Raw genomic sequence first — 22,371 nt, forward strand, 5'->3', positions numbered from 1 at the left:
GCTTATCCGATCTCGCTGACCTTCACGGAGCGGCCTTCGACCGCCGATTTCATCGCCGCTTCGGCCAAGACCAGAGCGCGGCGCCCGTCCTCGAAACCGACCAGCGGCGGCTCGCCCTTCTCGACGCAGGTGACGAAGGCGTCGATCTCGGCATCGAACGCTTCGCGGTATCGCTCGATGAAGAAGTCGAGATAAGGCGCGGCGGCTTCGGTTTGCGCGACCGAGTAGCGGCGCAGTTCGTGAGGCTTCCTGTTGCCGCTGATCACCATGCCGGTGCTGCCCAGCAACTCGACGCGCTGGTCGTAGCCATAAGTGGAGGTTCGGGAGTTGTTGATGTGGCACTGCTTGCCGCTTTTGGTCCGCATCACGACCATGACGCTGTCGTAGTCGTTCAGCTCCGCCATCATGGCCGGGTCGATCAGCCGGCCACCGATGGCGAACACCTCCTCCGGCTCCTCTCCCAGCATGAAGCGGGCGAGGTCGAAATCGTGGATCGTCATGTCGCGAAAAAGCCCGCCCGCGACCTCGTAGTAGGAACGGGGCGGCATGCCAGGATCACGCGAGGTGATAATAACCTGGTGCAATTCGCCGATCTCGCCGGATCGTACGGCGTTCCACGCCGCACGATGACCGGGATCGAAACGCCGGTTGAAACCGATCTGGACCGGCACGCCCTTGGACAAAATTGCTTCGGCGCAACGGTTCACCCTTTCCAGGCTTAGATCGATCGGCTTTTCGCAGAGCACGGGTTTGCCAGCGGCTACCGCCTTTTCGATGTAGTCGGCATGCGTGTCGGTCACCGTCGCAACAAGGACCGCATCTACATCCGCCGAGGCAAATACCTCGTCGGCCGACCCGGAAGCGCGAACGCCGTGCCGCGCCGCGACAGCCTCCGCGGACAATTCGTCGATGTCATAGACGGTGGCCAGTTCTGCACGGGGATGCGCGGCGATGTTTGCCGCATGCATCCTGCCTATCCGACCACAGCCGAGCACAGCAATCCTGAGCAAGAAATCCTCCCGGTTTGAATTTTTGCAATGATCGTTGCAAACATATTGATTTGTCAATGGGCATTCCCTATAGATTTGGAAAGACCGTCGTTAGGAAGGAGACAAAGATGACCAGGGCCACCGTCCGTCTGACCATGGCACAGGCGCTCGTGCGCTATCTGTGCAACCAGTTCACGGTCGTCGACGGCGAGAAAGTTCCGCTTTTTCCGGGAGTCTTCGCCATCTTCGGGCACGGCAACGTGACGTGCCTTTCTGAAGCACTCGAGGCGGTGAAGGACGTGCTGCCGACCTGGCGCGGCCAGAATGAGCAGTCGATGGCGCTTGCAGCGATCGGCTTTGCGAAGGCGAAGCGCCGGCGCCAGATCATGGTTGCGGCGACCTCGATCGGTCCGGGTGCGCTGAACATGGTGACGGCGGCGGGTGTCGCCCATTCGAACCGGCTGCCGGTGCTGATGCTCTCAGGCGACACCTTCGTCAGTCGCCGGCCCGATCCGGTCATGCAGCAGGTCGAGCACTTCGGCGACCCGACCATCAACGTCAATGACGCCTTTAAGGCAGTCACGCGCTACTGGGACCGCATCGTCCATCCCGAGCAGATCATCTCGTCGTTGCCGCAGGCGGTTGCGGTGCTGCTTGATCCGGCCGATTGCGGGCCTGCCTTCATCGCTTTGCCGCAGGATGTGCAGGAGATCGCCTGGGATTATCCCGAAGCCTTCTTCGAACAGACGGTGAATGAGGTGCCGCGCCCCCGGCCCGATCGCAGCCGGCTCGCCGAAGCGACGCGCCTCCTCAAAAGCGCAAAGCGGCCGCTGATCATCTCGGGTGGTGGCGTGCGTTATTCGGGTGCAGAGAAGGTTCTTGGCGATTTCGCCGAAAGGCATGGGATCCCGCTCGCGGAGACGATTGCCGGCAAGGGCACGGTTACGCACGACCACCCCGCGCATGTCGGACCGATCGGCATCGTCGGCTCAACCTCGGCCAACGCGCTGGCGGCGGAAGCCGACGTGATCATCGCCGTCGGCACACGGCTCATGGACTTCACCACCGGATCCTGGAGCGCCTTCTCGGCCGACGCAAAGTTCGTCTCGATCAATGCCGCACGCTGGGATGCCACCAAGCACCGGGCGCTCGCCGTCGTCGGCGACGCGCTGGAGACGATGAGCGAACTCGAAGGTGCCCTCGGCGACTGGAAAGCGGAGAGGGCCTGGACAGACAAGGGTCGCATCGAGTTCGCCAAGTGGAACACGATGCTTGACGGCTTCCAGAAGCCGACCAACGAGCCGGTCCCGACCTATGCGCAGGTCGTAGGCGTGGTGAACGCCAAGGCGGGCGAGCGTGACCTGCTGATCACCGCGGCCGGTGGACTGCCCGGCGAGGTGATGAAGAACTGGCGGGTGAAGGAGCCCAACACTTTCGACTGCGAGTTCGGCTTCTCCTGCATGGGTTATGAAATCTCTGCCGGCTGGGGCGCGGCCATGGCCGACCCTACCCGCACGCCGATCGTCATGATCGGCGACGGCACCTACATGATGATGAACTCCGACATCTATTCGTCGGTGCTCGCCGGCCATAAGATGATTCTCGTGGTATGCGACAATGGCGGCTATGCGGTGATCAACCGGCTGCAGAATGCCAAGGGCGGCGCCTCCTTCAACAACCTTATCAAGGACTGCCGGGTCAAGGAGCCGTTTTCGGTCGACTTCGCCAAGCACGCGGAAGCCATGGGCGCGCTGGCGCGGCGTGTCGAAAGCCTTGCCGATCTCGGCCAGGCGATCGAATGGGCGAAGACCACCGACCGAACCACCGTCATTACCATCGTCTCCGACGCCTTCAGCTGGACGCCCGGGGATGCATGGTGGGACGTCGGCGTGCCCGAGATCAGCGGGCGCCAGCAGGTCCGCGACGCGCATGCCGCGCAAACCGAAGGTCGCAAGAAGCAGCGCGTGGGTGTCTGAACCGTTCGGGCGCGCGGGGGCGTCCCTGCCGGAACGATGCAAAACTCCCTGAGCATTGTTCCGGCAGTTTTTTGTCGCTGCGCAGGCAGCCAGCAGCATTCGAAAATCATGATTGGAGATGACGATGAGAGCCAAGCTTGGCATCGCGCCGATCGCCTGGTGGAACGACGACCTTCCCGAACTGAGCGACGACGTCTCGCTGGAGGAGTGCCTGCGGCAGGCCCGTGAGGCCGGCTTCACCGGCATGGAGACTGGCCGCCGCTTCCCGATGGACGCGGCGGTGCTTGAGCCCATCCTGAGGCAGCATGCCATGAGCGTCTGTGGCGGCTGGTTCTCCGGCCGCTTGCTGGTCGGCAATATCGATGAAGAGAAGGACCGCATCGCCGCGCAGATGGAGTTGTTCAAGGCGACCAACGCGCCCTGCATCGTCTATGGCGAGACGGGTCGCACCATTCAGGGCGACCGCGGAACGCCGCTGGCTATGCGCCCGCGTCTCGACGACGATCAGATCAAGGCCTACGGCCGTAAGCTCACCACTTTCGGCGAATGGTGCGCGGGTCAGGGCATGCCGATTTGCTACCACCACCACATGGCCGCGCCGATCGAAAGCGAACAGGACGTCGATCTGCTGATGAAGCATTCCGGCGAGGGTCTGCCCCTGCTCTACGATGCCGGCCATATGGCCTTTGCCGGCGGCGACGTGCTGCGGGTGGTGGACAAGCACCACGCCCGCATTTCGCATGTACACACCAAGGACATCCGCCAAGCGGTCGTGGACGGGCTCGACCGCAGCCGGGAAAGTTTTCTCGACGCAGTGGTAAAGGGGGCCTTCACCGTACCCGGTGACGGCTCGCTCGACTTCGAGGCGATCGTGAAGCGGCTGGCCTCCTACGGTTACGAAGGCTGGTTCGTCGTTGAAGCCGAGCAGGATCCCGTCAAAAGTCCGCCACTCGAAATGGCGAAGATCGGGCATAAGGAATTGCGGCGCGTCATGGCCGCGGCTGGCTACACTGTGGAGAGCTGAAGTATGAATCGCATGGATGGAAAGGTCTGCGTTGTCACGGGTTCAACGCAGGGGTTGGGAGCGGCCATTGCGCGCCGGCTGGCGGAAGCCGGCGCTGCCGGTCTTGTCACTCTCGGCCGCAACGAGGCGAAGGGCCGTGCCGCGGCCGAGGCGATCACGCACGACACCGGCGTGCCTGTCCACTTTGTCAAGGCCGATCTCGGCAAAGTCGAGGATTGCCGAAGCGTGATGGCGGAGGCCGAGCGCGTTTATGGCAAGATACATGTGCTGGTGAACGCGGGTGCCCGCACGGACCGTGGCACCATCCTCGATACCTCGCCCGAACTTTTCGACGCCCTGTTCGCCGTCAACGTGCGCGGACCCTACTTCCTGATGCAGGAGGCCATCCGCCGCATGATCCGCGACGGCATTGAAGGCGCCATCTGCAACATCGGCTCGATCTCGGAACATGCCGGCCAGCCTTTCATCAACGTTTACTGTGCCACTAAGGCGGCGCTGGCGACGCTGACCCGCAACACGGCGTTTTCCGTCATGAAGAACCGCATCCGCGTCAACCAGCTGGATGTCGGCTGGATGGCGTCTGATAACGAGCGAGAATTGCAGGCGAGTGAGACGGGCGATCCCAATTGGGAAGCGAAAGCCGTTGCGAACCTGCCCTTCGGCCGGCTGGTCGATCCGGCCGAGGCCGCCCGCACCGTCAACTTCCTCGTTTCGGACGATGCCGGGCTCATGACAGGTGCGGTGGTGGATTACGACCAGACAGTCCTCGGTGCCGCATCCGGCCCCATGGCCGTGCCTGAAAAGGCGATGGCGCTCTCGCCTTCCGACACTGATTGAGAATCGACGGCCGGCGGTCCGAAAATGCTGCAATGAGGCCAGGTTTCGCGGTTCGCAGTCCCTACCGCTCGGTAACCGTTGGAATGCGGGGATCGACTGCGTTGTTCTGAAGCCTGGCCGCCAAGGCCACGGTCAAAGCCTGCGCAAGACACATAGGAGCCGCCAGCGAGCGCGAGAAAGTGTATTCGTGCTCCGGTACGGCGAACAGAACGCGCGCGCTCTTGGCCAATGGAGACAGCGTGCTGTCCGAGATCGCCACGATGGGTACACCTCTCCCCACGGCTTCTTCCACAACATTGACGACCTCGTTCGCATAGAAGCGGAACGACACCGCAAACAGCAGGTCCGTCTTCCGCATCGCGCGGGCCATATGCGTGGCCAGTCCGCCGCCCGGATCCAGGAGCACGCAGCGCTTACCTAGCATGGTCAGTATATAGCGAAGGAGTTCGACGACCGGTGCCGAGCGAAGTTGTCCCATCAGATAGATGACGTCGGCCTTCTCGAGCAGGCTAACGGCTTCTGCCAGATCCTCGGGTTGAAGATCGGTGAGCATCTCTTTCAGGGACGCGATGTCACGGACGACCAGGTCGTGCATCAATCCTATCTCGCTGCGATCTGTCCGCTCCCCCAGTTCCTTCTCCAACGCCTTGACGCGGGCTTCGAAGCCGGGAGCCGCGGTGGACAATCGTTTCTGGAAGAGGCTCTGCAGGTCCTTGAACCCTTCATACCCCAATGCTTGGGCAAATCGGACGAAGCTGGACGCGTGAACGCCGCTGCCTTCCCCGATCGAGTTCACCGATCGCACCGCGACGTCATTCGGATTTTGGGTGAGGTACAACGCAATCTTCTGGTACGACTTGCTCATCCCATCATACCGGTCGTGTATCACGCGGATGAGATCCTCATAGTCCTTGGGAGCCTCGACCTTCTCGTCCACGATGCACATCCTTGCAATTTTTGTTGCATGATGGCGTCTTTGAAGGTTTTTGACCAGCAGAGAGTTGTCAACTCTGTTATCGGGTCTGTTATCGGGCCACAAGTTGTGTGCGCACCGCGCGTCCGCGCACCAAGAGGGCTGCGACAGCTCCGTGCGAAGGAGAAGCGTCAGAGGAGCAGCGGTTTCGGACAGGCGTAGGAATAGAAGGCCGGAAAGTCGACCGCTCCACCGCCCGACCAAAAGGCTTCGCGGCGGCGAAGATCTTTGCCGACGCCGCCCACTACGACTTGGAGAATTCCTGCTGCCGTATGCGATCCGCAGAGTTACCGATCCGGAACCAAGCCTCATGGTCGTCCTGGAGAGCACATATCGCGCCGCCGCAGACCTCGCGGACTGGGATTCAGCCGGTCTCGAATGTGCATTCGGGCAACCTCTGCGACCACGGGCTCCGTAAGTGCCCTGTCGCGCCGACGTTCGCAACGGCAAGTCCGTCCTACGACCCTGAAAACATCATCGGCTGCGCTTCAGCGGTACTGCATTTGGTACTGCATCGCCAACTTAAACCCCCTTAAGCTTTGATTTTTATTAGCTTTTCCGGACAGTCCGTCCAGTCCATCATTGAAATCGACATGGATGTCCTGGCCGCGTCGCCGATTTCTCGCCATAGCTTCCATTCGAGCGATCGAACCGCTGCAAACGTTGCCATTCTCCGGAGATTAGCCAAGATCCGATTATGCCGCCTTCCGATTTGTGGCGCGATAGATGCCATAGCCGATCTTGATGAGCAGGCCCTCGTCACACATCCGGGCCAGATAGCAGCCGGAATTCCGATGTCCGTGAGATCGCGTGTTCGCACACTTTGAAGCAGGGTCATCGAGGTCGCTCCGTTGGACGATGACCTAGCCATTTATCGAAGATTTTTTGTCATGGGTGACAAATCCTTTGTCACGCACGACAAATCTTTTCCGAAATCCGGAAAGATCGCGCTGCGGTTCAGTGCCCTCCCATACCGAAGAACGCGATGAGGTAGCCAACGAAGGCAATGAACGCGCCCGCGGCGAGGCAGAGATAAGCGATCTGGAGAAGTGTCATAAGCGGCATCCTTTGTTGCTGCTTACTCTATAGCGCTCCGCAAACCGTGTTGCGTTTTATGGTGACACGCTCCTGTCATTCGACGGCAAGCGCAAACACAGGCGCGCAGTACGTGCGGCAACTGAACGGCGAATACGAGAAACACTACGCGCCAATTTCATTGACGCTAGACAGGCCAATACGACGCGTACGAACAAACACTAGCCGATGGCGCTAGCCGCACTAGCGAACGAACACTGCATTGTCCGCAATGACGAACTCAATGCGTCGAACGACGCTAAGCACCGCGAACTGTCATATGGTTAGCGCAGACACTTGATTGACCAATTAGGCCAATTGGCGATTGACAGTGCATTTGATAAATGCGCCGAACCTACGGCAATTAGCAATGCTAACGTTGACATCGCCCTGATGCAGCACCTTGGATTTGATCGCTTCGCAATCGCCGGGCACGATCGGGGAAGCCACACCGCCTTTCGGACTGCTATGGATCATCCCTCCGCGGTGACACATCTCATCGTGCTCGATGGCGTTCCTATCCTCGAAGCGCTTGAACGATGTGATACACGCTTTGCAACCGCGTGGTGGCATTGGTTCTTCTTCGCCCAGCAAGAGAAGCCGGAGCGCGCTATCAATGCCGATCCCGATGCTTGGCATGGTGGCTCCGCCGAACAGATGGGCCCAGAGGCCTATGCCGATTACAGCGCGGCCGTTCACGATCCGCGGGTCATTCACGGAATGATAGAAGATTATAGGGCAGGTATCACGATAGACCGTCTGCACGACGCGGAAGACCGAGAGGCGGGCCGCCGTATTGAATGATGGTTCTGTGGTCGCTGCGTGATGACCTTGAGCAGCTTTACGGCGATGTTCTCGAAGTTTGGCGACCGTGGACGGCGGCGAGACTGCAGGGGAAGGGCCTGGACTGTGGTCACCACATGGCTGAGGAAGCACCGGATGCGCTCGCGGCCGAAATCCTGCGATTCTTGGGACCCTGCTAGGCTCTGCCTGCCGTGGCACGTATCGAAGCATTGACGCCCGGCAAGCCATGTTGTCCGCTTCGCCCGCAATGCGGACCCAATGTGAGGGCTTCGGAACTTCGACTTTGGGTCAAATGCCGAATTTGGTCCGCTGTAACATAGCTCCGACTTCCTTGCGCGCCGAGCACGAAATACCACCGATCCTGCCGACATCATGGCACACCTCGAGTAAAGCCTTCGTCTCGAGCCCCTCGGCACGGTTCCGTTCGCGCGATAGAAGCAGCGGTTGGCGATTGAGCAGCATGGAATCGCCGAATTCATGCGCGCGGTAGCGGTAGGCGGCAAAGGCTGTGGAGGCCTTGGCGAGCAGAGCATCGTCGGCAAAGGCGCGCAGGAGCTCGAAATGGCTTTCGCCGGGCTGGTGGACGCCTGTGAGAATCGCATCGACCACGCGAAGCCGCGTGCCCCGCGCGATGCGCCCTGTCGCAATGCCTTTTCCGGCACGCACACCGCCATCGGAATTGGCGGCTGCCTCAAGGGCGCGCACTACGCTCGTGCCGATCGCGATGATGCGGCTGCCGCGGAGCTTCGCCCGCACGACCTGCGCTGCGGTGCGCTCGGGAATGCGGTAGGGCTCGTCGAAGGGAAGACGCGAATCGAGTGCGGGATCGCCGGTGGAAGAAACGCCGGCGGCATGCGTGAGCGTTGCGAAGCCAACGTCGCGCCGACGCCAGACCTGGAGCGTACGCCAGTCGAGCGCGAAGCCTGCCGATGGCGCCTCGAACGCGGCCGGCTCGGCGGCAATATTCGTCCAGACATCCCACAGTGCCAACGGCTCACGAACATGCGCGTATTGGATCGGTCGGCCGTGCTGCGCCAGTGCTGCAAGCACCGCTGCGCGGTTGCCTGGCAAACGCAGCTCAAGAAGGCGAGGATGGTCGAGAAGGCGCTCTACGACGGCGTTAAGCGGGCCGAGCCGGAGTCGATCGCCTGGTGACAGCGGAGGCGGAGGCGGCCGGTCTTCAGTGCGCGTGCCGTGATCGCCTGCACCGAAGGCAATCGCCAAGAAACGGGTTGGATCGGGAAACGACTGCCAGCCTGCCAGGCGGATCTCGATCGCCTCGTCGCTCGGGACATGCGTGCCGTGCAAGCTGGCAGGCAAGGTCGCGGCGTCATTGGCGACGACCAGATCGCCGGGACCGAATAGCGTCTTGATTTCAGCGCGCGGCAGGTCGCGCGTCGTGCCGTCCGCCTCGAGGACCAACAGCCTGGCAGCGCGCCGGTCGGGACGGTCGGCGGCAATCATGTATTTGCCCCGGCGTGAAGCGTAGCACGGACCTGCAACGCGTCGAGCATCTTTTCGATGATCTCGGCAGCGGACAGCTCGGGGCGTTTCAATGTAGACGGATCGGCGTCAGGAAGCGCCAGCGCGTGCAATGGGGTGTCCATATCACCGGGGTCTAGCGCGAAGAGCCGTATGCCGTCAGCCTTCGCCTCCTCGTCCCAAATCGCCGTCAGATGAGCAAGAGCAGCCTTGCTCGTGCCGTAGGCGCCCCAGCCGGGATAGGCGTTCACCGCCGCATCGCTGGAGATGTTGATCACCAGCGCGCCACGGCCCCCGCGTGCGGACGCGGCAAGTGCACCGAACAGGGCCTTCGTCAGCCGGAACGCGCCGACCAGGTTGACCGCGAGCGCCACTTCCAGTTCCTCGCACTCAGTATCGGCGAGGAGCGCCAGAGGGACAGGGCCGAGGCTCGAGGCATTGTTGATCAGGACGTCGAGCCCGCCGAGGCTCGCAGTTACCTGTAGCGCGATCGAGTAGGTGTCCTCCTTCTTGCCGACGTCGCCGACAATGCCGTGCGCGCCCGTCTCGTCAGCGATGCGTTCGACATTCGCGGCGGTGCGAGCGACGAAGGCCACGCACGCACCCTGCGCGGTCAGCTGCCGCACAAGCGCCATTCCGAGCCCGGAGGTGCCGCCCGTAACCGCCACGCGAAGTCCCTGAAGATCAATATTCGACTGCATTGCCGGTGCTCCTTCAAGCTTTATGGCGCCTTCTACAAGTTCAAGTTAACTTGAAGTCAAGCGGGAATCGTGCTTTCGTTCATGCATGGATTCCATGCTGACCATCGCCGACGTGTCGCGGCGTAGCGGCGTCGCCTCATCGGCCCTGCGCTTCTACGAGGAGCGCGGGCTGATCGCGTCCGAGCGGGCCGGCTCGGGACACAGACGCTATCCGCGATCCGTGCTGCGCCGGATCGCCTTCATCGTCTTCGCGCAGCGAATTGGGCTGACGCTCGAGGAGATCGGCGCCGAGCTCGCCAAATTGCCAGCCGATCGCGTGCCGTCGCGTCGGGATTGGTCGCGGTTGTCGGGCCAGTGGACCAAGCGCATCGACCAGCGCATCGCCGAGTTGCAGCGCCTGAGGTCGGGGCTTACCGAGTGCATCGGTTGCGGCTGCCTGTCGATCGACCGGTGTAGCCTTGCAAACCCTACCGATATGGCAGGACGCAAGGGGCCGGGGCCGAGGTATTGGCTGGGGTGAGTTGGCAGCCAAGTGCCAGACGCTGCGGACCGGTAAGTATCGCCGCTGCACGATGCGGGAGGCAAACCGCTTTTCTCACCTGCGCCTGCTGCCATTATCTCGTCTGTGTCATCGCCGAACAGGAAACAGACGGGACAGACAATGACCTGTGTTCTGCCACAGGTAAGCACTGTTCCTGAGCCCGTGACCTTAGACAGAATTGACCGCGCTCTGGATACGCTCGCCCTAGCTATCCACAAGGCTGGCAACAAAGGACGAGCGTATCTCCCGATTTACGAGCGTCTTGAACGGGAGAAGAAGAAATTGATTGCAGAGATGGGCGCAATGCTGCGCGTCCAGGAACGGCTCAAACGATCTCGGGATCGAAAGGCAAAGCAATTTTTTTGAGTTCGGCTCGTCGCCATTGCAACGATCCGCCCGTACCATACTCTACACGCTCTATCGTATGGCCCATCAAGATTTTGCGAAGCTCGCTGTCGATACCTGCCTCCTTCATACGATCCTCGAAACTGTGCCGGAGCGAGTAAATCTTGTGCTTCGGTGTCGGGAAAAGTTTGTGTGCTTTAAAGAATTTATTGAGGTTTGCAGAAAGCGCCTCTTCACGATTGCGGTAGCGCGGAAAGCCCTGCGGATTTTTCTTAAAAACTTCCAGCGCGACGCCTACCAGCGGTACATCTCGCACTGACCATTCGGTCTTGATCTCGCGCGGATCATCGGCGTCCTCTCGTGGGGTAATGCGAATATACGGAACCGGCGTGTCAAGGAAGATCACGGTCTCATCAAGATTGCATATCTCGCTTGGGCGTGTGCCTGTCTCGATCAGCGCCAGAACGCAGCGACGCGCTTGAGCATCCAGGGATGCTAAGCGCCCGGCCTCATGATCTGATCGGTTATCCATTTGGGTTCGAATGACGGCCGTTTACGACGGCGCTTGCCACGCTCCGAAAAGCGGAGGTCATCGAATGGGGTGCCTTTTTGTTCCTCGCCCAAATGAGCGAAATAACGCCTGTAGAGATCCCGCATGTTGCCGAGGTCTCGATTGCCGGCAGACGCCGAATGTGTCGCGGCTCCGATGTCTGGCGGCGGCGCGATGCGCTTGAGCCAGAACCGGTAGAAGGTCAGTCCGTCTTCACGCGTGACGTCGCCGATCGGCTTGTCACCAACCAGGGCAACGAAATTGTTTACGGCTCTCTGCTTTACCTTCTTCCACATTCGGCGCTGCGACTGGCTCTTACCCGCGACTTCATGGGCCATGATCTCATCGGCGTAGAGATCAAAAGCTTTGGAGACTTTGACCGGCGGCACCTGCACCCCGCCGAGGAGAGCGTCGGCGACCGCGGGGGCCGCTTGAACGCGCTCCAGCGCCTCGACACGCTTTAAAATTGAATCGACATTCTGAAAGCCTGCCACCTGTCCATTTGAAAGGTAGGAAACGCCATGGCTTCAGCCCGGCGAACGGCGTCGCGATACTGATCGAGTGCTGACCTTGTCTCGCCGCCGCAAAGAAGCACCGCCCACAGGGTCTTGTCCGCGTCTTCGAGCTTGTCGCGCATGGCACGTGCGAGGCGGCGTTCGTCCGTTCCCAGGGACTTGCGAATGAACCTGCCGCGATCGTCGATGCCGACCATCTTGGCGGGCATTCGCCGATGATAATAGAAAATTCCGTCGCGCTGGACGAGGTAGCGATCCGGGTCTCTGGCGGGCTCTGCGACGGCCTCTTTTCGCATGGGCCAAACTCGCGATGTATCTCAGTTTGTATCCCAAATTGTATCGCATTTCGGCAAGAACGCCAAGCGCCCTCATCAACGGGTGCTCTGCCGGACTGGAGTTTCAATGGCTTAGAGGGCCAAGTTCACGAATTTGATGGTGCGGTCGAGAAGACTCGAACTTCCACGGGTTGCCCCACAGCGACCTCAACGCTGCGCGTCTACCAATTCCGCCACGACCGCACGTGGTAGGAGCCGGAACCAACCGGCCCGCGGCGTGTAGCAAATCGTTTCCGGTGAAACAAGTGCGCGGCCAGCAATAATCGGCCGGACATCGGCATAACTCTTCAAGGGCCGAACGTGCCGGAACTGGACGTTTGTACCGATTGCCGCCATATGAGTGGCGAGACGAGATATCATGACAGAACGCAGCCAGATCGCCACGTCGTTCCTGCCCTTGCCCGGCTCGGCGCCGGTCGAATGGCGCATCGAGCCCGGGCTCACCGCCTATCCCGATGCGCTCGCCGTGATGGAGGCGCGCGCCGAGGCAATCCGCAGCGGCGCCGCCGGCGAGATGGTCTGGCTGGTCGAGCACCCGCCGCTCTACACCGCCGGCACCAGCGCCCGCATCGAGGACCTGATCGAGCCGGACCGTTTCCCGGTCTTTGCCGCCGGGCGTGGCGGCGAATACACCTATCATGGACCGGGTCAGCGCGTCGCCTACGTCATGCTCGACCTGAAGCGGCGGCGCGAGGATGTCCGCGCCTTCGTCGCCGCACTCGAACAATGGATCATCGGCTCGCTGGCCGCCTTCAACGTACGCGGCGAACGCCGCGAGGACCGCGTCGGCGTCTGGGTGGTTCGGCCGGACCGCCCCGCTTTGCCCGACGGCTTGGCGGCCGAGGACAAAATCGCCGCCATCGGCATCAGGCTGAGGCGCTGGGTGAGCTTTCACGGCATCGCCATCAATGTCGGGCCGGACCTTGGCCATTTCAGCGGCATCGTGCCGTGCGGCATCCAGGATCACGGCGTCACCAGCCTTGTCGACCTCGGCCTTCCCGTGACCATGGCCGACCTCGACCTGGCGCTGAAATCCGCTTTCGAGGACGTGTTCGGGCCCGCCGCGGTGTCGCCTGTCGAAGTGTCCCGCAAGGCCGGCTGAAACACTCGCCCAATGCCTGCGCCAATATGCGAAGGCGGCCCTCGCTCATCAGCATCGAGCCCGCCCTTGAGCTCAATCCTCACATCGCGCCGATCCAGATTGCCATGGAAATGAGGAACGTGCTCATGCACACCAGCGAGACGACATCCTGAACAAGATCGGTCATAACTCTCTCCTGTTGTTAGTATGTTCGTATTTTGTTCTAATTTTGTTCGAATGTCAACGATCGCAGTCCGGGCGTCACCGGAATTGCGCTCGGTCATTTCGACAGGGTTAAGAAAGGGTTGAGAGGGAGATGCCGAGCGTTTCGGGGCCGACAGGCGCGCGAAAAGCGGCGGGACGGCGCACGGCAGCTCGCAGGCCGTCATCGCCTCAATTGCAGCGCACCCTAAAGCGGCACAACCTTGCCGTCGGCCAGCGTCACGCGGCGGTCCATGCGCGAGGCGAGCTCGTGATTGTGGGTGGCGATGAGCGCCGCCAGGCCCGATTGCCGGACCAGTGCTGCCAGCGCCTCGAACACATAGGAAGCGGTCACCGGGTCGAGATTGCCGGTCGGCTCGTCGGCCAAAAGCACCAGCGGCGCATTGGCGACGGCACGCGCAATGGCGACCCGCTGCTGCTCGCCGCCGGAGAGCTCGGAGGGGCGATGCTGTGCCCGCTTGCCGATCTGCATATAGTCGAGCAATTGCGCCGCCCGCTCGGCCGCCTCCTTGCGCGGCAGCCCTTTTATCAGCTGCGGCATCATGATGTTTTCCAGCGCAGAAAACTCAGGCAACAAATGATGGAACTGGTAGACGAAGCCGACGTCGTTGCGGCGGATCGCCGTGCGCTCGTCGTCGGAAAGCCGGCCGCAGGCGCGCCCCGCCAGGATCACGTCGCCGGCGTCCGGTCGCTCCAGCAGCCCGGCGGTGTGGAGCAGCGTCGACTTGCCGGTGCCAGACGGCGCCACAAGCGCCACCATCTCGCCACGCTTCAGCGAAAAATCGGCGCCGTTCAGGATGGTCAGCTTGCGCGGCCCCTGTACATAATGGCGTTCGACGCTCTTCAGCTCGATAATGGCCTCGGCCATCATTCGTACCTCAGCGCTTCGACCGGATCGAGCCTGGCTGCGCGCCACGCCGGAAACAGTGTCGCCAGGAACGACAGCGCCAAAGCCATGAGAACGACCGAGATCGTCTCGCTGGCATCCATGCGGGCCGGCAGCTGGCTCAGGAAATAAAGCTCGGGATTGAACAGCCGCTCGTTGGCCAGCCAGGAGAAGAACTGGCGGATGCGCTCGACGTTGAGGCAGATCACGATGCCGAGCAGCACGCCGGCGATGGTGCCGACAACGCCGATCGCAGCCCCGGTCATCAGGAAGATGCGCAGGATCGCGCCGCGCGTGGCGCCCATGGTGCGCAGGATGGCGATGTCGTGGCCCTTGTCCTTCACCAGCATGATCAGGCCCGAAATGATGTTGAGCGCCGCCACCAGCACGATCAGCGTCAGGATCATGAACATGACGTTGCGCTCGACCTGCAGCGCGTCGAAGAACGTCTTGTTACGCTCCCGCCAATCGACGAGGGTGATCGGCCGTTGCGCCGCCTCTTCGACCTTCGGCTTCAGCGCGTCGATATTGTCGGGATTGTCGGCGTAGATCTCGATCGTCTGCGCCCTGCCGTCCATGTTGAAATAAAGCTGCGCTTCCGAAAACGGCATGTAGACGATGGAGCTGTCATATTCCGACATGCCGACCTCGAAGATCGCGGTTATCGGATAGCCTTTCATGCGCGGCGTCGTGCCGAGCGGCGTGACGTCGCCCTCGGGCGAGATCAGCGTGATCGTATCGCCGAGCACAAGGCCGAGATTCTCGGCCATGCGGCTGCCGATGGCGACGCCCTCGCCGGTGTCGAAGCCGACGATCGAGCCCGCCTTGATGTTGTTGGCGACGATCGTGATCTTGCCGAGATCCTCGCCGCGTATACCGCGCACCAGCGCGCCGGTGCCGCCACCGACATTGCCTTGCGCCAGTACCTGCCCGTCGATCAGCGGAATGGCATATTTGACGCCGGGCACGCCGTTGATGCGGCCGGCGACCTGGTCATAGTCCTCCAGCGGCATGTCGAGCGGCTGCACGATCAGGTGCCCGTTGACGCCAAGGATGCGCGTCAGCAGTTCGGCGCGAAAGCCGTTCATGACCGCCATGACGACGATCAGCGTGGCAACGCCCAGCATGATGCCGAGGAAAGAGATCGAGGCGATCACCGAGATCACCGTCTCCTTGCGGCGCGAGCGCAGATAGCGCCACGCCACCATGCGCTCGAAGCCGGAAAAGGGTCCTGCCGCCGAAGGTTTGGCTGCTGCCGCTTCACTCATACGGCGGCACCGAAACGCTTTTTCACGTCGCCGATCGGCAGCGTCTCGCGCTCGCCGGTCCTGCGGTTCTTGATTTCGACCTCGCCGGCGGCGACACCACGCGGCCCGACGATCACCTGCCACGGGAGCCCGATCAGGTCGGCGGTGGCGAACTTGCCGCCCGGCCGCTGGTCGGTGTCGTCGTAGAGCACCTCCTTGCCGGCGGCGGCAAAGGCGGCATTCAGCTCGCCGCAGACGCGGTCGCATTCGGCATCGCCAGCCTTCATGTTGATCAGGCCGACATCGAACGGTGCCACCGCCTCCGGCCAGATGATGCCGTTATCGTCATGGCTGGCCTCGATGATCGCCGCGACCAGCCTGGACGGGCCGATGCCGTAGGAACCGCCAGAAACGAAATGATCCTTGCCGTCCGGCCCGGTCACCTTGGCGCCCATCGGCTTGGAATATTTGTCGCCGAAATGGAAGATATGGCCGACCTCGATGCCGCGCGCCGAGACCTTGTCGCCTTCGGAGAGCTTTTCCCATGCCGCCTCGTCATGCATTTCGTCGGTGGCGGCATAGGGCGTCGTCCACGTCTTGACGATGCCGCCGATCTCGGCGTCGTTCGAAAAATCGGTGCTCGCCCCGGGCACTGCCAGCGAAAGATAGTCGCGATGGCAAAACACCTGGCTCTCGCCGGTGTCGGCCAGGATGATGAACTCATGGCTGAGGTCGCCGCCTATCGGCCCAGTGTCGGCGCGCATCGGGATCGCCTGCAGACCCATGCGCGTAAACGTCCTGAGATAGGACACGAACATGCGGTTATAGGCGGCCTTGGCGCCTTCATAATCGAGGTCGAAGGAGTAGGCGTCCTTCATCAGGAATTCGCGCGAACGCATGACGCCGAAGCGCGGGCGCACCTCGTCGCGAAACTTCCACTGGATGTGATAAAGATTGAGCGGCAGGTCCTTGTAGGACTTGACATAGGAGCGGAAGATCTCGGTGACCATCTCCTCGTTGGTCGGCCCGTAGAGCATATCGCGGTCTTGCCGGTCCTTGATGCGCAGCATCTCCTTGCCGTAGTCTTCATAGCGGCCGCTTTCGCGCCACAGCTCGGCCGATTGGATGGTCGGCATCAGGATTTCGAGTGCGCCGGCGCGATTCTGCTCCTCGCGAATGATCCGGCAGACCTTGTCCAGCACCCGCTTGCCGAGCGGCAGCCAGGAAAAGCTGCCCTGCCCCTGCTGGCGGATCATGCCGGCGCGCAGCATCAGCCGATGCGAGACGATCTCGGCCTCGCGCGGATTTTCTTTGAGAATGGGCAGGAAATAGCGCGACAAACGCATGGACTGGTCCGTGAGAGAGGATGGCGGCGCCGGAATCGGCGCAGCGCTGGCTTGCTTGCCCCGGCTTCATAGCCATTTCATGGCGGAATGGAAACCCGGCCCAGGCGCTGCTTAGACGCCGCAATTGCCGCACACGGCTTGCTGGGCGTTTCGCAAGCAACGCCTGCCGTACTATTGTGCACTGCAGCACGAGATTGCCTGTTTCCGGGCAAAATTCTTCGTGACATTTTCACCCGCCTTAGGCTAGTGTGCCCCCATAACCGAGAGGGCGGAGAAAAATCTGCCCTCCTACGCGGTCAAAGTCTTGGGAGGATGCGATCTAGGCGCGGTAACTCGCTGCCGCCGGACACCGGAAACAGATCGGACGCGTTTAAATTGCAAGGCCTCGCGCCTTGCATTTTTTTTGTGCAATCATCTGGTTAGCACGACAGATTACCAAACTACATGACGTTGCGTCAGCCCAAACCCGCCCCGGCCTTTACTTTGGGTTGACCTTGCTGGCTCAGCTTGATTTCAGAGCCTCGGCTAGGCTGGGATAGTCGGACACGGTAGGTAGCCGGCTAATGCGCTGGGCTCTGGTTGAAATCCGGCACGATGTGCGGGATGTCGTCGATACCGAGGCCAAGCCCTCTCGTGATGCCGTAGAAGATACCCATGAGGACCAGCGTGGCGATCGTCGTGCGCAGCGCCGCGCGCAGCATGTGCGGTCCGCGCGGTGCGCTCGGAACCGTGCCAAGCGTCACGTCCCGGTCCTCGTCCTGCGTCCGCATGCTGAACGGCAGGACGGCGAACAACACCACCCACCATGTGGCGAAGAACAGGGCGACAAACGAAACCCAACTCATGCTTGCTCCAGTTCGACCAGCGTGCCGAAGAAATCCTTGGGGTGCAGAAACAATACCGGCTTGCCATGTGCGCCGATCTTCGGATTGCCGTCGCCCAGCACGCGCGCGCCGCTGGCCTTGAGACGGTCGCGCGCCGCAACAATGTCGTCCACCTCATAGCAGACATGGTGCATGCCGCCGGACGGATTCTTCGCGAGGAATGCGGCGATCGGCGAGGCTTCGCCGAGCGGCTCGAGCAACTCGATCCTGGTGTTGCCGACGTCGACGAACACCACCGTAACGCCATGCTCCGGCAGCGCCTGCGGCGCGGTCACGCGCGCGCCAAGCGTATCGCGATAGACCGCCGCAGCCGCGGCCAGATCCGGCACCGCAAGCGCGACATGGTTGAGGCGTCCGAGCATAGGGTGCTCCAGGTCTGGGGTAGTGAGTAGGGAGTAGGGAATGGTGAATGGTGAATGGTGAAAATGGAATATAGCGCGCATTGCAAACCGCTACCCAAAACACCTCACTACTCACTATTCACTATTCACTATTCACTATTCACTACCTCGTCACGAACACCGTCACCAGCGGCTTCTTGCCCCAGGCTTCGTTGGCCGCGCCGCGCACCGCGCGCCGCACCGCCTCCTGGACCAGGTCGAGGTCTTTTCGGCGCTGGCGGGGGATGGAGTCCACGGCGCCGATTGCCGCATCGATCATCATGTCTTCCAGGCTCTCGCCGCTGCCGTCGGCCTCGGCGACGCCGATGGCGACGAGATCGGGATCGCCGGCAAGCTCGTATTTGTCGTCGAGCACGACGTTGACGGCGACATGGCCGGCAAAGGACAGCTTGCGGCGGTCGCGAATGCCCATCGCCTGGTCGGTGCCGATCAGCCTTCCGTCCTTGTAGATGCGGCCGAACGGCACCTGGTCGATGATGGCGGCGGCACCCGGATACAGCCTGAGCATGTCGCCGTCACGCACCTGCGCGACCTGGCCGATGCCGGACGTCGACATCAGCGAGCCCTGCGCCACCAGATGCGCCGCTTCGCCATGCACGGGAACGCCGATCTGCGGCCGCACCCATTCATACATCTTGCGCAATTCGCTGCGGCGTGGATGGCCGGAGACATGCACCAGCGCATCGCCGTCCTCGATGATCTTGATGCCGAGATCGATCAGGCGGTTCTTGATTTCGAGGATCGCCTTCTCGTTGCCGGGAATGGTGCGCGAGGAAAACACCACCGTGTCGCCGGCCGTCAGCGCCACCGACTTCATCTCGTCGCGCGACAGCTTGGCAAGTGCGGCAAGCGGCTCGCCCTGGCTGCCGGTGCAGATGATGACGAGGTTTTCGCGCGGGATGAAGCCGTAATCCTCCTCGGCGATGAATTCCGGCAACCCGTCCATATAGCCGAGTTCATCAGCCACATCGATGACGCGCTTCATCGAGCGGCCAATCACCAGGCACTGGCGGCCGGCATCCCGCGCCGCCTTGGCGATGGAGACGATACGCCCGACATTGGAGGAGAAGCTGGTGACGGCGACCCGGCCCTTGGCGTTCTGGATGACGCTCTTGAGGCCCTCGCCCACCGCCACTTCGGACGGCGATTCCCCTTCCCGCATCGCATTGGTGGAATCGCAGACCAGCGCCAGCACGCCCTTGTCGCCATAGGCTCGGAAGCGCGCCTCGTCGGTCATCGGCCCGACCGTCGGCGCCGGATCGATCTTCCAGTCGCCGGTATGGATGACGACGCCGGCCGGCGTCGTGATCGCCAGCGACATCGGTTCGGGAATGGAGTGCGCAACAGGGATCGCCTCGATCTCGAACGGGCCGACGGTGAATTTCTCGCCGGCCCGGTAGATCGTCACCGGGATCTTCGGCGCCCCTTGCTCGCCCTGCCGCTTGGCTTCCAGCAGGCCGGCGCTGAACGGCGTCATCCACACCGGCGCCTTGAGCTTCGGCCAGATGTCGTGGAGCGCGCCGTAATGGTCCTCATGCGCATGGGTGATGACGATGCCGCGCAGATTGGCGACGTTCTCCTCGATGAAACGCGTGTCGGGCAGAACCAGGTCGACGCCGGGCAGGGTTGCATCGGGAAAAGTGACGCCGACGTCGACCACGATCCATTCGCGCGCATTGGCCGGCCCATAGCCGTAGAGGGCGAAGTTCATGCCGATCTCGCCGACACCGCCGAGCGGCACGAAGACAAGTTCGGCGTTTTCCGCTGTCGCCATGATCTTTCCTTCCTTGCCGGTCAAAATTGCGGGCCGGTCAAAATTGTCGGCCGGTCAAAATTGTCGGCCGGTCAAATTCAAGCTGGTCAATGCTGGCCAGTCAAACGTATTGGCCAGTCAAACGCCTGCCGAGGCAACCGCGCCGAAATGCACGTCGCCGGCGGCGATCGTCAGAACCGAACCTTGATCGTCGCGGATCACGAAACGGCAGTCCTCGTCAATGGTCTCAAAGGTGCCGCGCACCACATTACCGTCAATTCTGACAGCAACCTGCCCGCCAAGCCCCGCCGCACGCGCCAGCCACCGCCGCCTGACGGCGGCAAGCCCACGCCCTTCGTTCCACAGCCGCGCATTCTCGCTCCAGGCATCCGACAGCGCCAGAAACAGCGTCTCGGCATCGCAAGCAGACCCCAGCGCGCTGAGCGACGTCGCTGGATAAGGCAAATCCTTGGGATAAGCCACCACGTTGACGCCGATACCGACAGCCACCGCCGAACGGTCGCCATCCAGCATCGCCGATTCCAGCAGGATGCCGGCGAGCTTGGCGCCCGAGGCAAGCACATCGTTCGGCCATTTCAGTTCGAAACGGTTCTTGCCTTGGCTCGCACCATCGAGGCCGATCGCGATCCTGCCCTTCGGCACGACGGCGTCGAGCGCGTCGGCCAGCGCCAGTCCGGCAACGAAGCCGAGCGTCGCGGCAAGCCGAAGCTCGGTGTTGGTGATCACCAGCAACGTCGCTGCCAGATTGCCCTCGGGCGTCGCCCAGGCGCGGCCACGGCGGCCACGCCCGGCTTCCTGCTTTTTGGAGACGACCCAGAGTTTGCCGGGATCGCCGGCCCGTGCGTGCTCCAGCGCCAGCGCGTTGGTGGAGCCGACCGTGTCGTGCGCCTCGAGCCGGAACCCTTCCGAAGCCGCGGTTGGAGCCAGCCTGAACGTCATTCCGTTAGAAGAAGGTCTTGGCCGCGGCTGCTGCGTAGGTTCCGATCGGGCCGCCGATCAGCACGTAGAACAGCACGAAAGCGCCGCAGGCGCCGAGCACGACGCGCAGTTCGGTCGCCATCGGCACGAAGCCGCCGACCGGTTCGTCGAACCACATGATCTTGATGATGCGCAGATAATAATAGGCGCCCACCACAGACGCCAGCACGCCGATGATCGCCAGCGCGTAGAGGTTGGCATTGATGGCGGCGAGGAACACGTACCATTTCCCCCAGAAGCCGGCGAGCGGCGGGATGCCGGCCAGCGAGAACATCAGGATGGTGAGGATCGTCGCCATGATCGGATTGGTCGCCGACAGGCCGGCGAGATCGCTGATCTGCTCGACATTGCCCTCCTTGCGCCGCATGGCGAGGATGAAGGCGAAGGTGCCGAGCGTCATCACCAGATAGATCAGCATGTAGATGGCGACGCCGCGCACGCCGTCCTGGCTGTTCGCGGCAAGGCCGACCAGCGCATAACCCATATGACCGATGGAGGAATAGGCCATCAGCCGTTTGATGTTGGTCTGGCCGATGGCCGCGAAGGCACCAAGCGCCATCGAGGCGATCGAGATGAAGACGATGATCTGCTGCCAGTCGGCGGCGATCGGCTTGAAGGCGCCCATGGTGACGCGCACCATCAGCGCCATCGCCGCCATCTTCGGTGCCGCCGCCAGAAAAGCCGTCACCGGCGTCGGCGCGCCTTCATAGACGTCGGGCGTCCACATATGGAACGGCACCGCCGAGATCTTGAAGGCAAGGCCGGCCAGCACGAAAACCAGGCCGAAGACGAGCCCAAGCTGGCGCTCACCGCCGCTCAGCGCCGTAGCGATCTCCTGGAAGCCGGTGTTGCCGGTGTAGCCGTAGACCAGCGAGATACCGTAAAGCAGCATGCCCGACGACAGCGCGCCAAGGACGAAATACTTCAGCCCGGCCTCGGTCGAGCGCAGATTGTCCCGGTTGATCGCCGCCAGCACGTAGATCGCCAGCGATTGCAGCTCGAGGCCGAGATAGAGCCCGATCATGCCGTTGGCCGAGATCATCAGCATCATGCCGAGCGTGCAGAGCAGGATCAGCACCGGATATTCGAACTTGTCGAAACGCTCCGCCTGGGCAAAGCGGACCGACATGACCAGCGTCACCGCCGAGCCGACCAGCGCCAGCACCTTCATGAAGCGGGCGAACGGATCCTGGATGAAGGCTTCGCCATAGGCGTTGCCCTGTCCCGGCGAAAAGACCAGCCAGGCGCCGGCGATCACCAGCACGGCGACGGCAAGGCCGCTCACCGTGACAGTGGTGTTGGCGCGCGAATAGGCGCCGAGCATCAACAGCGCCAAGGCGCCGATGGCGAGGATCAGCTCTGGCGTCGAGAGCGACAGGCTTGAGAGAAGGTCCGGCGTCATGGTT

Annotated in this window: 22 protein-coding genes and 1 tRNA gene; 7 read left to right on the forward strand and 16 right to left on the reverse strand. The window is 62.1% G+C overall.

Going from position 1 to position 22,371, the window contains the following annotated elements; genetic code table 11:
- Positions 1 to 2: 2 nt before the first annotated feature.
- Positions 3 to 1,010, reverse strand: coding sequence for an inositol 2-dehydrogenase (gene iolG / locus NKJ23_RS09730; protein ID WP_352680170.1), 1,008 nt, complete (start codon positions 1,008 to 1,010; stop codon positions 3 to 5).
- A 107-nt stretch (positions 1,011 to 1,117) separates the two neighbouring features.
- Between iolG and iolD the strand changes: the two genes are divergently transcribed.
- The 3 genes from iolD (at position 1,118) to NKJ23_RS09745 (ending at position 4,826) form a co-directional block, all read left to right on the forward strand.
- Positions 1,118 to 2,965, forward strand: a complete 1,848-nt coding sequence (gene iolD, locus NKJ23_RS09735) for a 3D-(3,5/4)-trihydroxycyclohexane-1,2-dione acylhydrolase (decyclizing) (protein WP_352680171.1) — start codon at positions 1,118 to 1,120, stop codon at positions 2,963 to 2,965.
- Positions 2,966 to 3,089: 124 nt separating this feature from the next.
- Positions 3,090 to 3,989, forward strand: a complete 900-nt coding sequence (gene iolE, locus NKJ23_RS09740) for a myo-inosose-2 dehydratase (RefSeq protein WP_023676597.1) — start codon at positions 3,090 to 3,092, stop codon at positions 3,987 to 3,989.
- 3 nt (positions 3,990 to 3,992) lie between these two features.
- Entirely contained in the window at positions 3,993 to 4,826 is an 834-nt protein-coding gene (locus NKJ23_RS09745) for an SDR family oxidoreductase (RefSeq protein WP_023676598.1), read from the forward strand.
- A 61-nt stretch (positions 4,827 to 4,887) separates the two neighbouring features.
- On the opposite strand, the gene NKJ23_RS09750 is transcribed toward NKJ23_RS09745, so the two are convergent.
- Complete coding sequence (locus NKJ23_RS09750) at positions 4,888 to 5,763, reverse strand: MurR/RpiR family transcriptional regulator (RefSeq protein ID WP_352680172.1); 876 nt, start codon at positions 5,761 to 5,763, stop codon at positions 4,888 to 4,890.
- A gap of 346 nt (positions 5,764 to 6,109) precedes the next feature.
- On the opposite strand from NKJ23_RS09750, the gene NKJ23_RS09755 reads away from it, so the two are divergent.
- Positions 6,110 to 6,217, forward strand: coding sequence for a hypothetical protein (locus tag NKJ23_RS09755; protein WP_245274694.1), 108 nt, complete (start codon positions 6,110 to 6,112; stop codon positions 6,215 to 6,217).
- Between the two features lie 974 nt (positions 6,218 to 7,191).
- Entirely contained in the window at positions 7,192 to 7,677 is a 486-nt protein-coding gene (locus NKJ23_RS09760) for an alpha/beta fold hydrolase (RefSeq protein WP_352680173.1), read from the forward strand.
- A 288-nt stretch (positions 7,678 to 7,965) separates the two neighbouring features.
- Here NKJ23_RS09760 and NKJ23_RS09765 read toward each other — a convergent pair whose 3' ends face one another.
- Together NKJ23_RS09765 and NKJ23_RS09770 are read right to left on the reverse strand one after the other, a co-directional pair.
- Entirely contained in the window at positions 7,966 to 9,141 is a 1,176-nt protein-coding gene (locus tag NKJ23_RS09765) for an S-adenosylmethionine:tRNA ribosyltransferase-isomerase (RefSeq protein WP_352680174.1), read from the reverse strand.
- Positions 9,138 to 9,860: an SDR family NAD(P)-dependent oxidoreductase gene (locus NKJ23_RS09770; RefSeq protein ID WP_352617472.1), complete on the reverse strand. Its 723-nt coding sequence runs from the start codon at positions 9,858 to 9,860 to the stop codon at positions 9,138 to 9,140. Before NKJ23_RS09770 ends, NKJ23_RS09765 begins: the two co-directional genes overlap by 4 nt.
- An 85-nt stretch (positions 9,861 to 9,945) precedes the next feature.
- Between NKJ23_RS09770 and soxR the strand changes: the two genes are divergently transcribed.
- Positions 9,946 to 10,380, forward strand: a complete 435-nt coding sequence (gene soxR, locus NKJ23_RS09775) for a redox-sensitive transcriptional activator SoxR (protein ID WP_352617470.1) — start codon at positions 9,946 to 9,948, stop codon at positions 10,378 to 10,380.
- Between the two features lie 346 nt (positions 10,381 to 10,726).
- On the opposite strand, the gene NKJ23_RS09780 is transcribed toward soxR, so the two are convergent.
- The 4 genes from NKJ23_RS09780 to NKJ23_RS09795 form a co-directional block, all read right to left on the reverse strand.
- Complete coding sequence (locus NKJ23_RS09780; protein WP_352680175.1) at positions 10,727 to 11,278, reverse strand: site-specific integrase; 552 nt, start codon at positions 11,276 to 11,278, stop codon at positions 10,727 to 10,729.
- A complete protein-coding gene (locus NKJ23_RS09785; protein WP_352680176.1) occupies positions 11,242 to 11,790 on the reverse strand; it encodes a hypothetical protein in 549 nt (182 codons plus the stop codon). Before NKJ23_RS09785 ends, NKJ23_RS09780 begins: the two co-directional genes overlap by 37 nt.
- Complete coding sequence (locus NKJ23_RS09790; RefSeq protein ID WP_352680177.1) at positions 11,757 to 12,107, reverse strand: DUF6538 domain-containing protein; 351 nt, start codon at positions 12,105 to 12,107, stop codon at positions 11,757 to 11,759. The genes NKJ23_RS09785 and NKJ23_RS09790 overlap by 34 nt, the downstream gene beginning before the upstream one ends.
- A 137-nt stretch (positions 12,108 to 12,244) precedes the next feature.
- Positions 12,245 to 12,329 (reverse strand) — tRNA-Leu (locus NKJ23_RS09795).
- Positions 12,330 to 12,504: 175 nt separating this feature from the next.
- Between NKJ23_RS09795 and lipB the strand changes: the two genes are divergently transcribed.
- Positions 12,505 to 13,248, forward strand: a complete 744-nt coding sequence (gene lipB, locus NKJ23_RS09800; protein ID WP_352680178.1) for a lipoyl(octanoyl) transferase LipB — start codon at positions 12,505 to 12,507, stop codon at positions 13,246 to 13,248.
- A 388-nt stretch (positions 13,249 to 13,636) separates the two neighbouring features.
- Here the strand turns inward: lipB and NKJ23_RS09805 are convergent, their stop codons facing one another.
- The 8 genes from NKJ23_RS09805 to nuoN all read right to left on the reverse strand — a co-directional run bounded on the left by NKJ23_RS09805 (position 13,637) and on the right by nuoN (position 22,367).
- Positions 13,637 to 14,320 carry an ABC transporter ATP-binding protein gene (locus NKJ23_RS09805; RefSeq protein WP_254818120.1) on the reverse strand — a complete coding sequence of 228 codons (684 nt, stop codon included), beginning with the start codon at positions 14,318 to 14,320 and terminating at the stop codon, positions 13,637 to 13,639.
- Positions 14,317 to 15,603 carry a lipoprotein-releasing ABC transporter permease subunit gene (locus tag NKJ23_RS09810; RefSeq protein WP_352458234.1) on the reverse strand — a complete coding sequence of 429 codons (1,287 nt, stop codon included), beginning with the start codon at positions 15,601 to 15,603 and terminating at the stop codon, positions 14,317 to 14,319. Before NKJ23_RS09810 ends, NKJ23_RS09805 begins: the two co-directional genes overlap by 4 nt.
- Positions 15,600 to 16,928 (reverse strand): proline--tRNA ligase, encoded by a 1,329-nt coding sequence (gene proS / locus NKJ23_RS09815; protein WP_352680179.1) that lies wholly within the window; start codon positions 16,926 to 16,928, stop codon positions 15,600 to 15,602. Before proS ends, NKJ23_RS09810 begins: the two co-directional genes overlap by 4 nt.
- Before the next feature lie 560 nt (positions 16,929 to 17,488).
- Complete coding sequence (locus NKJ23_RS09820; protein ID WP_254818117.1) at positions 17,489 to 17,773, reverse strand: DUF1467 family protein; 285 nt, start codon at positions 17,771 to 17,773, stop codon at positions 17,489 to 17,491.
- Positions 17,770 to 18,174, reverse strand: a complete 405-nt coding sequence (gene mce / locus NKJ23_RS09825; RefSeq protein WP_352450005.1) for a methylmalonyl-CoA epimerase — start codon at positions 18,172 to 18,174, stop codon at positions 17,770 to 17,772. The genes NKJ23_RS09820 and mce overlap by 4 nt, the downstream gene beginning before the upstream one ends.
- Before the next feature lie 142 nt (positions 18,175 to 18,316).
- The gene (locus NKJ23_RS09830) at positions 18,317 to 19,987 is read right to left on the reverse strand and encodes a ribonuclease J (protein WP_352680180.1); all 1,671 of its coding nucleotides are present in this window, start codon (positions 19,985 to 19,987) and stop codon (positions 18,317 to 18,319) included.
- A 117-nt stretch (positions 19,988 to 20,104) separates the two neighbouring features.
- The gene (locus NKJ23_RS09835; protein WP_352680181.1) at positions 20,105 to 20,926 is read right to left on the reverse strand and encodes a biotin--[acetyl-CoA-carboxylase] ligase; all 822 of its coding nucleotides are present in this window, start codon (positions 20,924 to 20,926) and stop codon (positions 20,105 to 20,107) included.
- A 4-nt stretch (positions 20,927 to 20,930) separates the two neighbouring features.
- Positions 20,931 to 22,367, reverse strand: coding sequence for an NADH-quinone oxidoreductase subunit NuoN (nuoN, locus tag NKJ23_RS09840; RefSeq protein ID WP_352680182.1), 1,437 nt, complete (start codon positions 22,365 to 22,367; stop codon positions 20,931 to 20,933).
- Positions 22,368 to 22,371 lie beyond the last annotated feature (4 nt).

The sequence above is a fragment of the Mesorhizobium sp. M0184 genome, from assembly GCF_040322215.1.
Taxonomy (GTDB): domain Bacteria; phylum Pseudomonadota; class Alphaproteobacteria; order Rhizobiales; family Rhizobiaceae; genus Mesorhizobium.

Bases quoted from the DNA above. Each gene is read 5' to 3' on its own strand.
- lipB (WP_352680178.1), top strand. From the start codon at position 12,505: ATGACAGAACGCAGCCAGATCGCCACGTCGTTCCTGCCCTTGCCCGGC.
- iolE (WP_023676597.1), top strand. From the start codon at position 3,090: ATGAGAGCCAAGCTTGGCATCGCGCCGATCGCCTGGTGGAACGACGAC.
- proS (WP_352680179.1), bottom strand. From the start codon at position 16,928: ATGCGTTTGTCGCGCTATTTCCTGCCCATTCTCAAAGAAAATCCGCGC.
- nuoN (WP_352680182.1), bottom strand. From the start codon at position 22,367: ATGACGCCGGACCTTCTCTCAAGCCTGTCGCTCTCGACGCCAGAGCTG.
- NKJ23_RS09780 (WP_352680175.1), bottom strand. From the start codon at position 11,278: ATGGATAACCGATCAGATCATGAGGCCGGGCGCTTAGCATCCCTGGAT.
- NKJ23_RS09755 (WP_245274694.1), top strand. From the start codon at position 6,110: ATGGTCGTCCTGGAGAGCACATATCGCGCCGCCGCAGACCTCGCGGAC.
- NKJ23_RS09830 (WP_352680180.1), bottom strand. From the start codon at position 19,987: ATGGCGACAGCGGAAAACGCCGAACTTGTCTTCGTGCCGCTCGGCGGT.
- NKJ23_RS09765 (WP_352680174.1), bottom strand. From the start codon at position 9,141: ATGATTGCCGCCGACCGTCCCGACCGGCGCGCTGCCAGGCTGTTGGTC.
- NKJ23_RS09805 (WP_254818120.1), bottom strand. From the start codon at position 14,320: ATGATGGCCGAGGCCATTATCGAGCTGAAGAGCGTCGAACGCCATTAT.
- NKJ23_RS09770 (WP_352617472.1), bottom strand. From the start codon at position 9,860: ATGCAGTCGAATATTGATCTTCAGGGACTTCGCGTGGCGGTTACGGGC.
- NKJ23_RS09810 (WP_352458234.1), bottom strand. From the start codon at position 15,603: ATGAGTGAAGCGGCAGCAGCCAAACCTTCGGCGGCAGGACCCTTTTCC.
- iolD (WP_352680171.1), top strand. From the start codon at position 1,118: ATGACCAGGGCCACCGTCCGTCTGACCATGGCACAGGCGCTCGTGCGC.
- soxR (WP_352617470.1), top strand. From the start codon at position 9,946: ATGGATTCCATGCTGACCATCGCCGACGTGTCGCGGCGTAGCGGCGTC.
- NKJ23_RS09745 (WP_023676598.1), top strand. From the start codon at position 3,993: ATGAATCGCATGGATGGAAAGGTCTGCGTTGTCACGGGTTCAACGCAG.
- mce (WP_352450005.1), bottom strand. From the start codon at position 18,174: ATGCTCGGACGCCTCAACCATGTCGCGCTTGCGGTGCCGGATCTGGCC.
- NKJ23_RS09790 (WP_352680177.1), bottom strand. From the start codon at position 12,107: ATGCGAAAAGAGGCCGTCGCAGAGCCCGCCAGAGACCCGGATCGCTAC.
- NKJ23_RS09820 (WP_254818117.1), bottom strand. From the start codon at position 17,773: ATGAGTTGGGTTTCGTTTGTCGCCCTGTTCTTCGCCACATGGTGGGTG.
- NKJ23_RS09835 (WP_352680181.1), bottom strand. From the start codon at position 20,926: ATGACGTTCAGGCTGGCTCCAACCGCGGCTTCGGAAGGGTTCCGGCTC.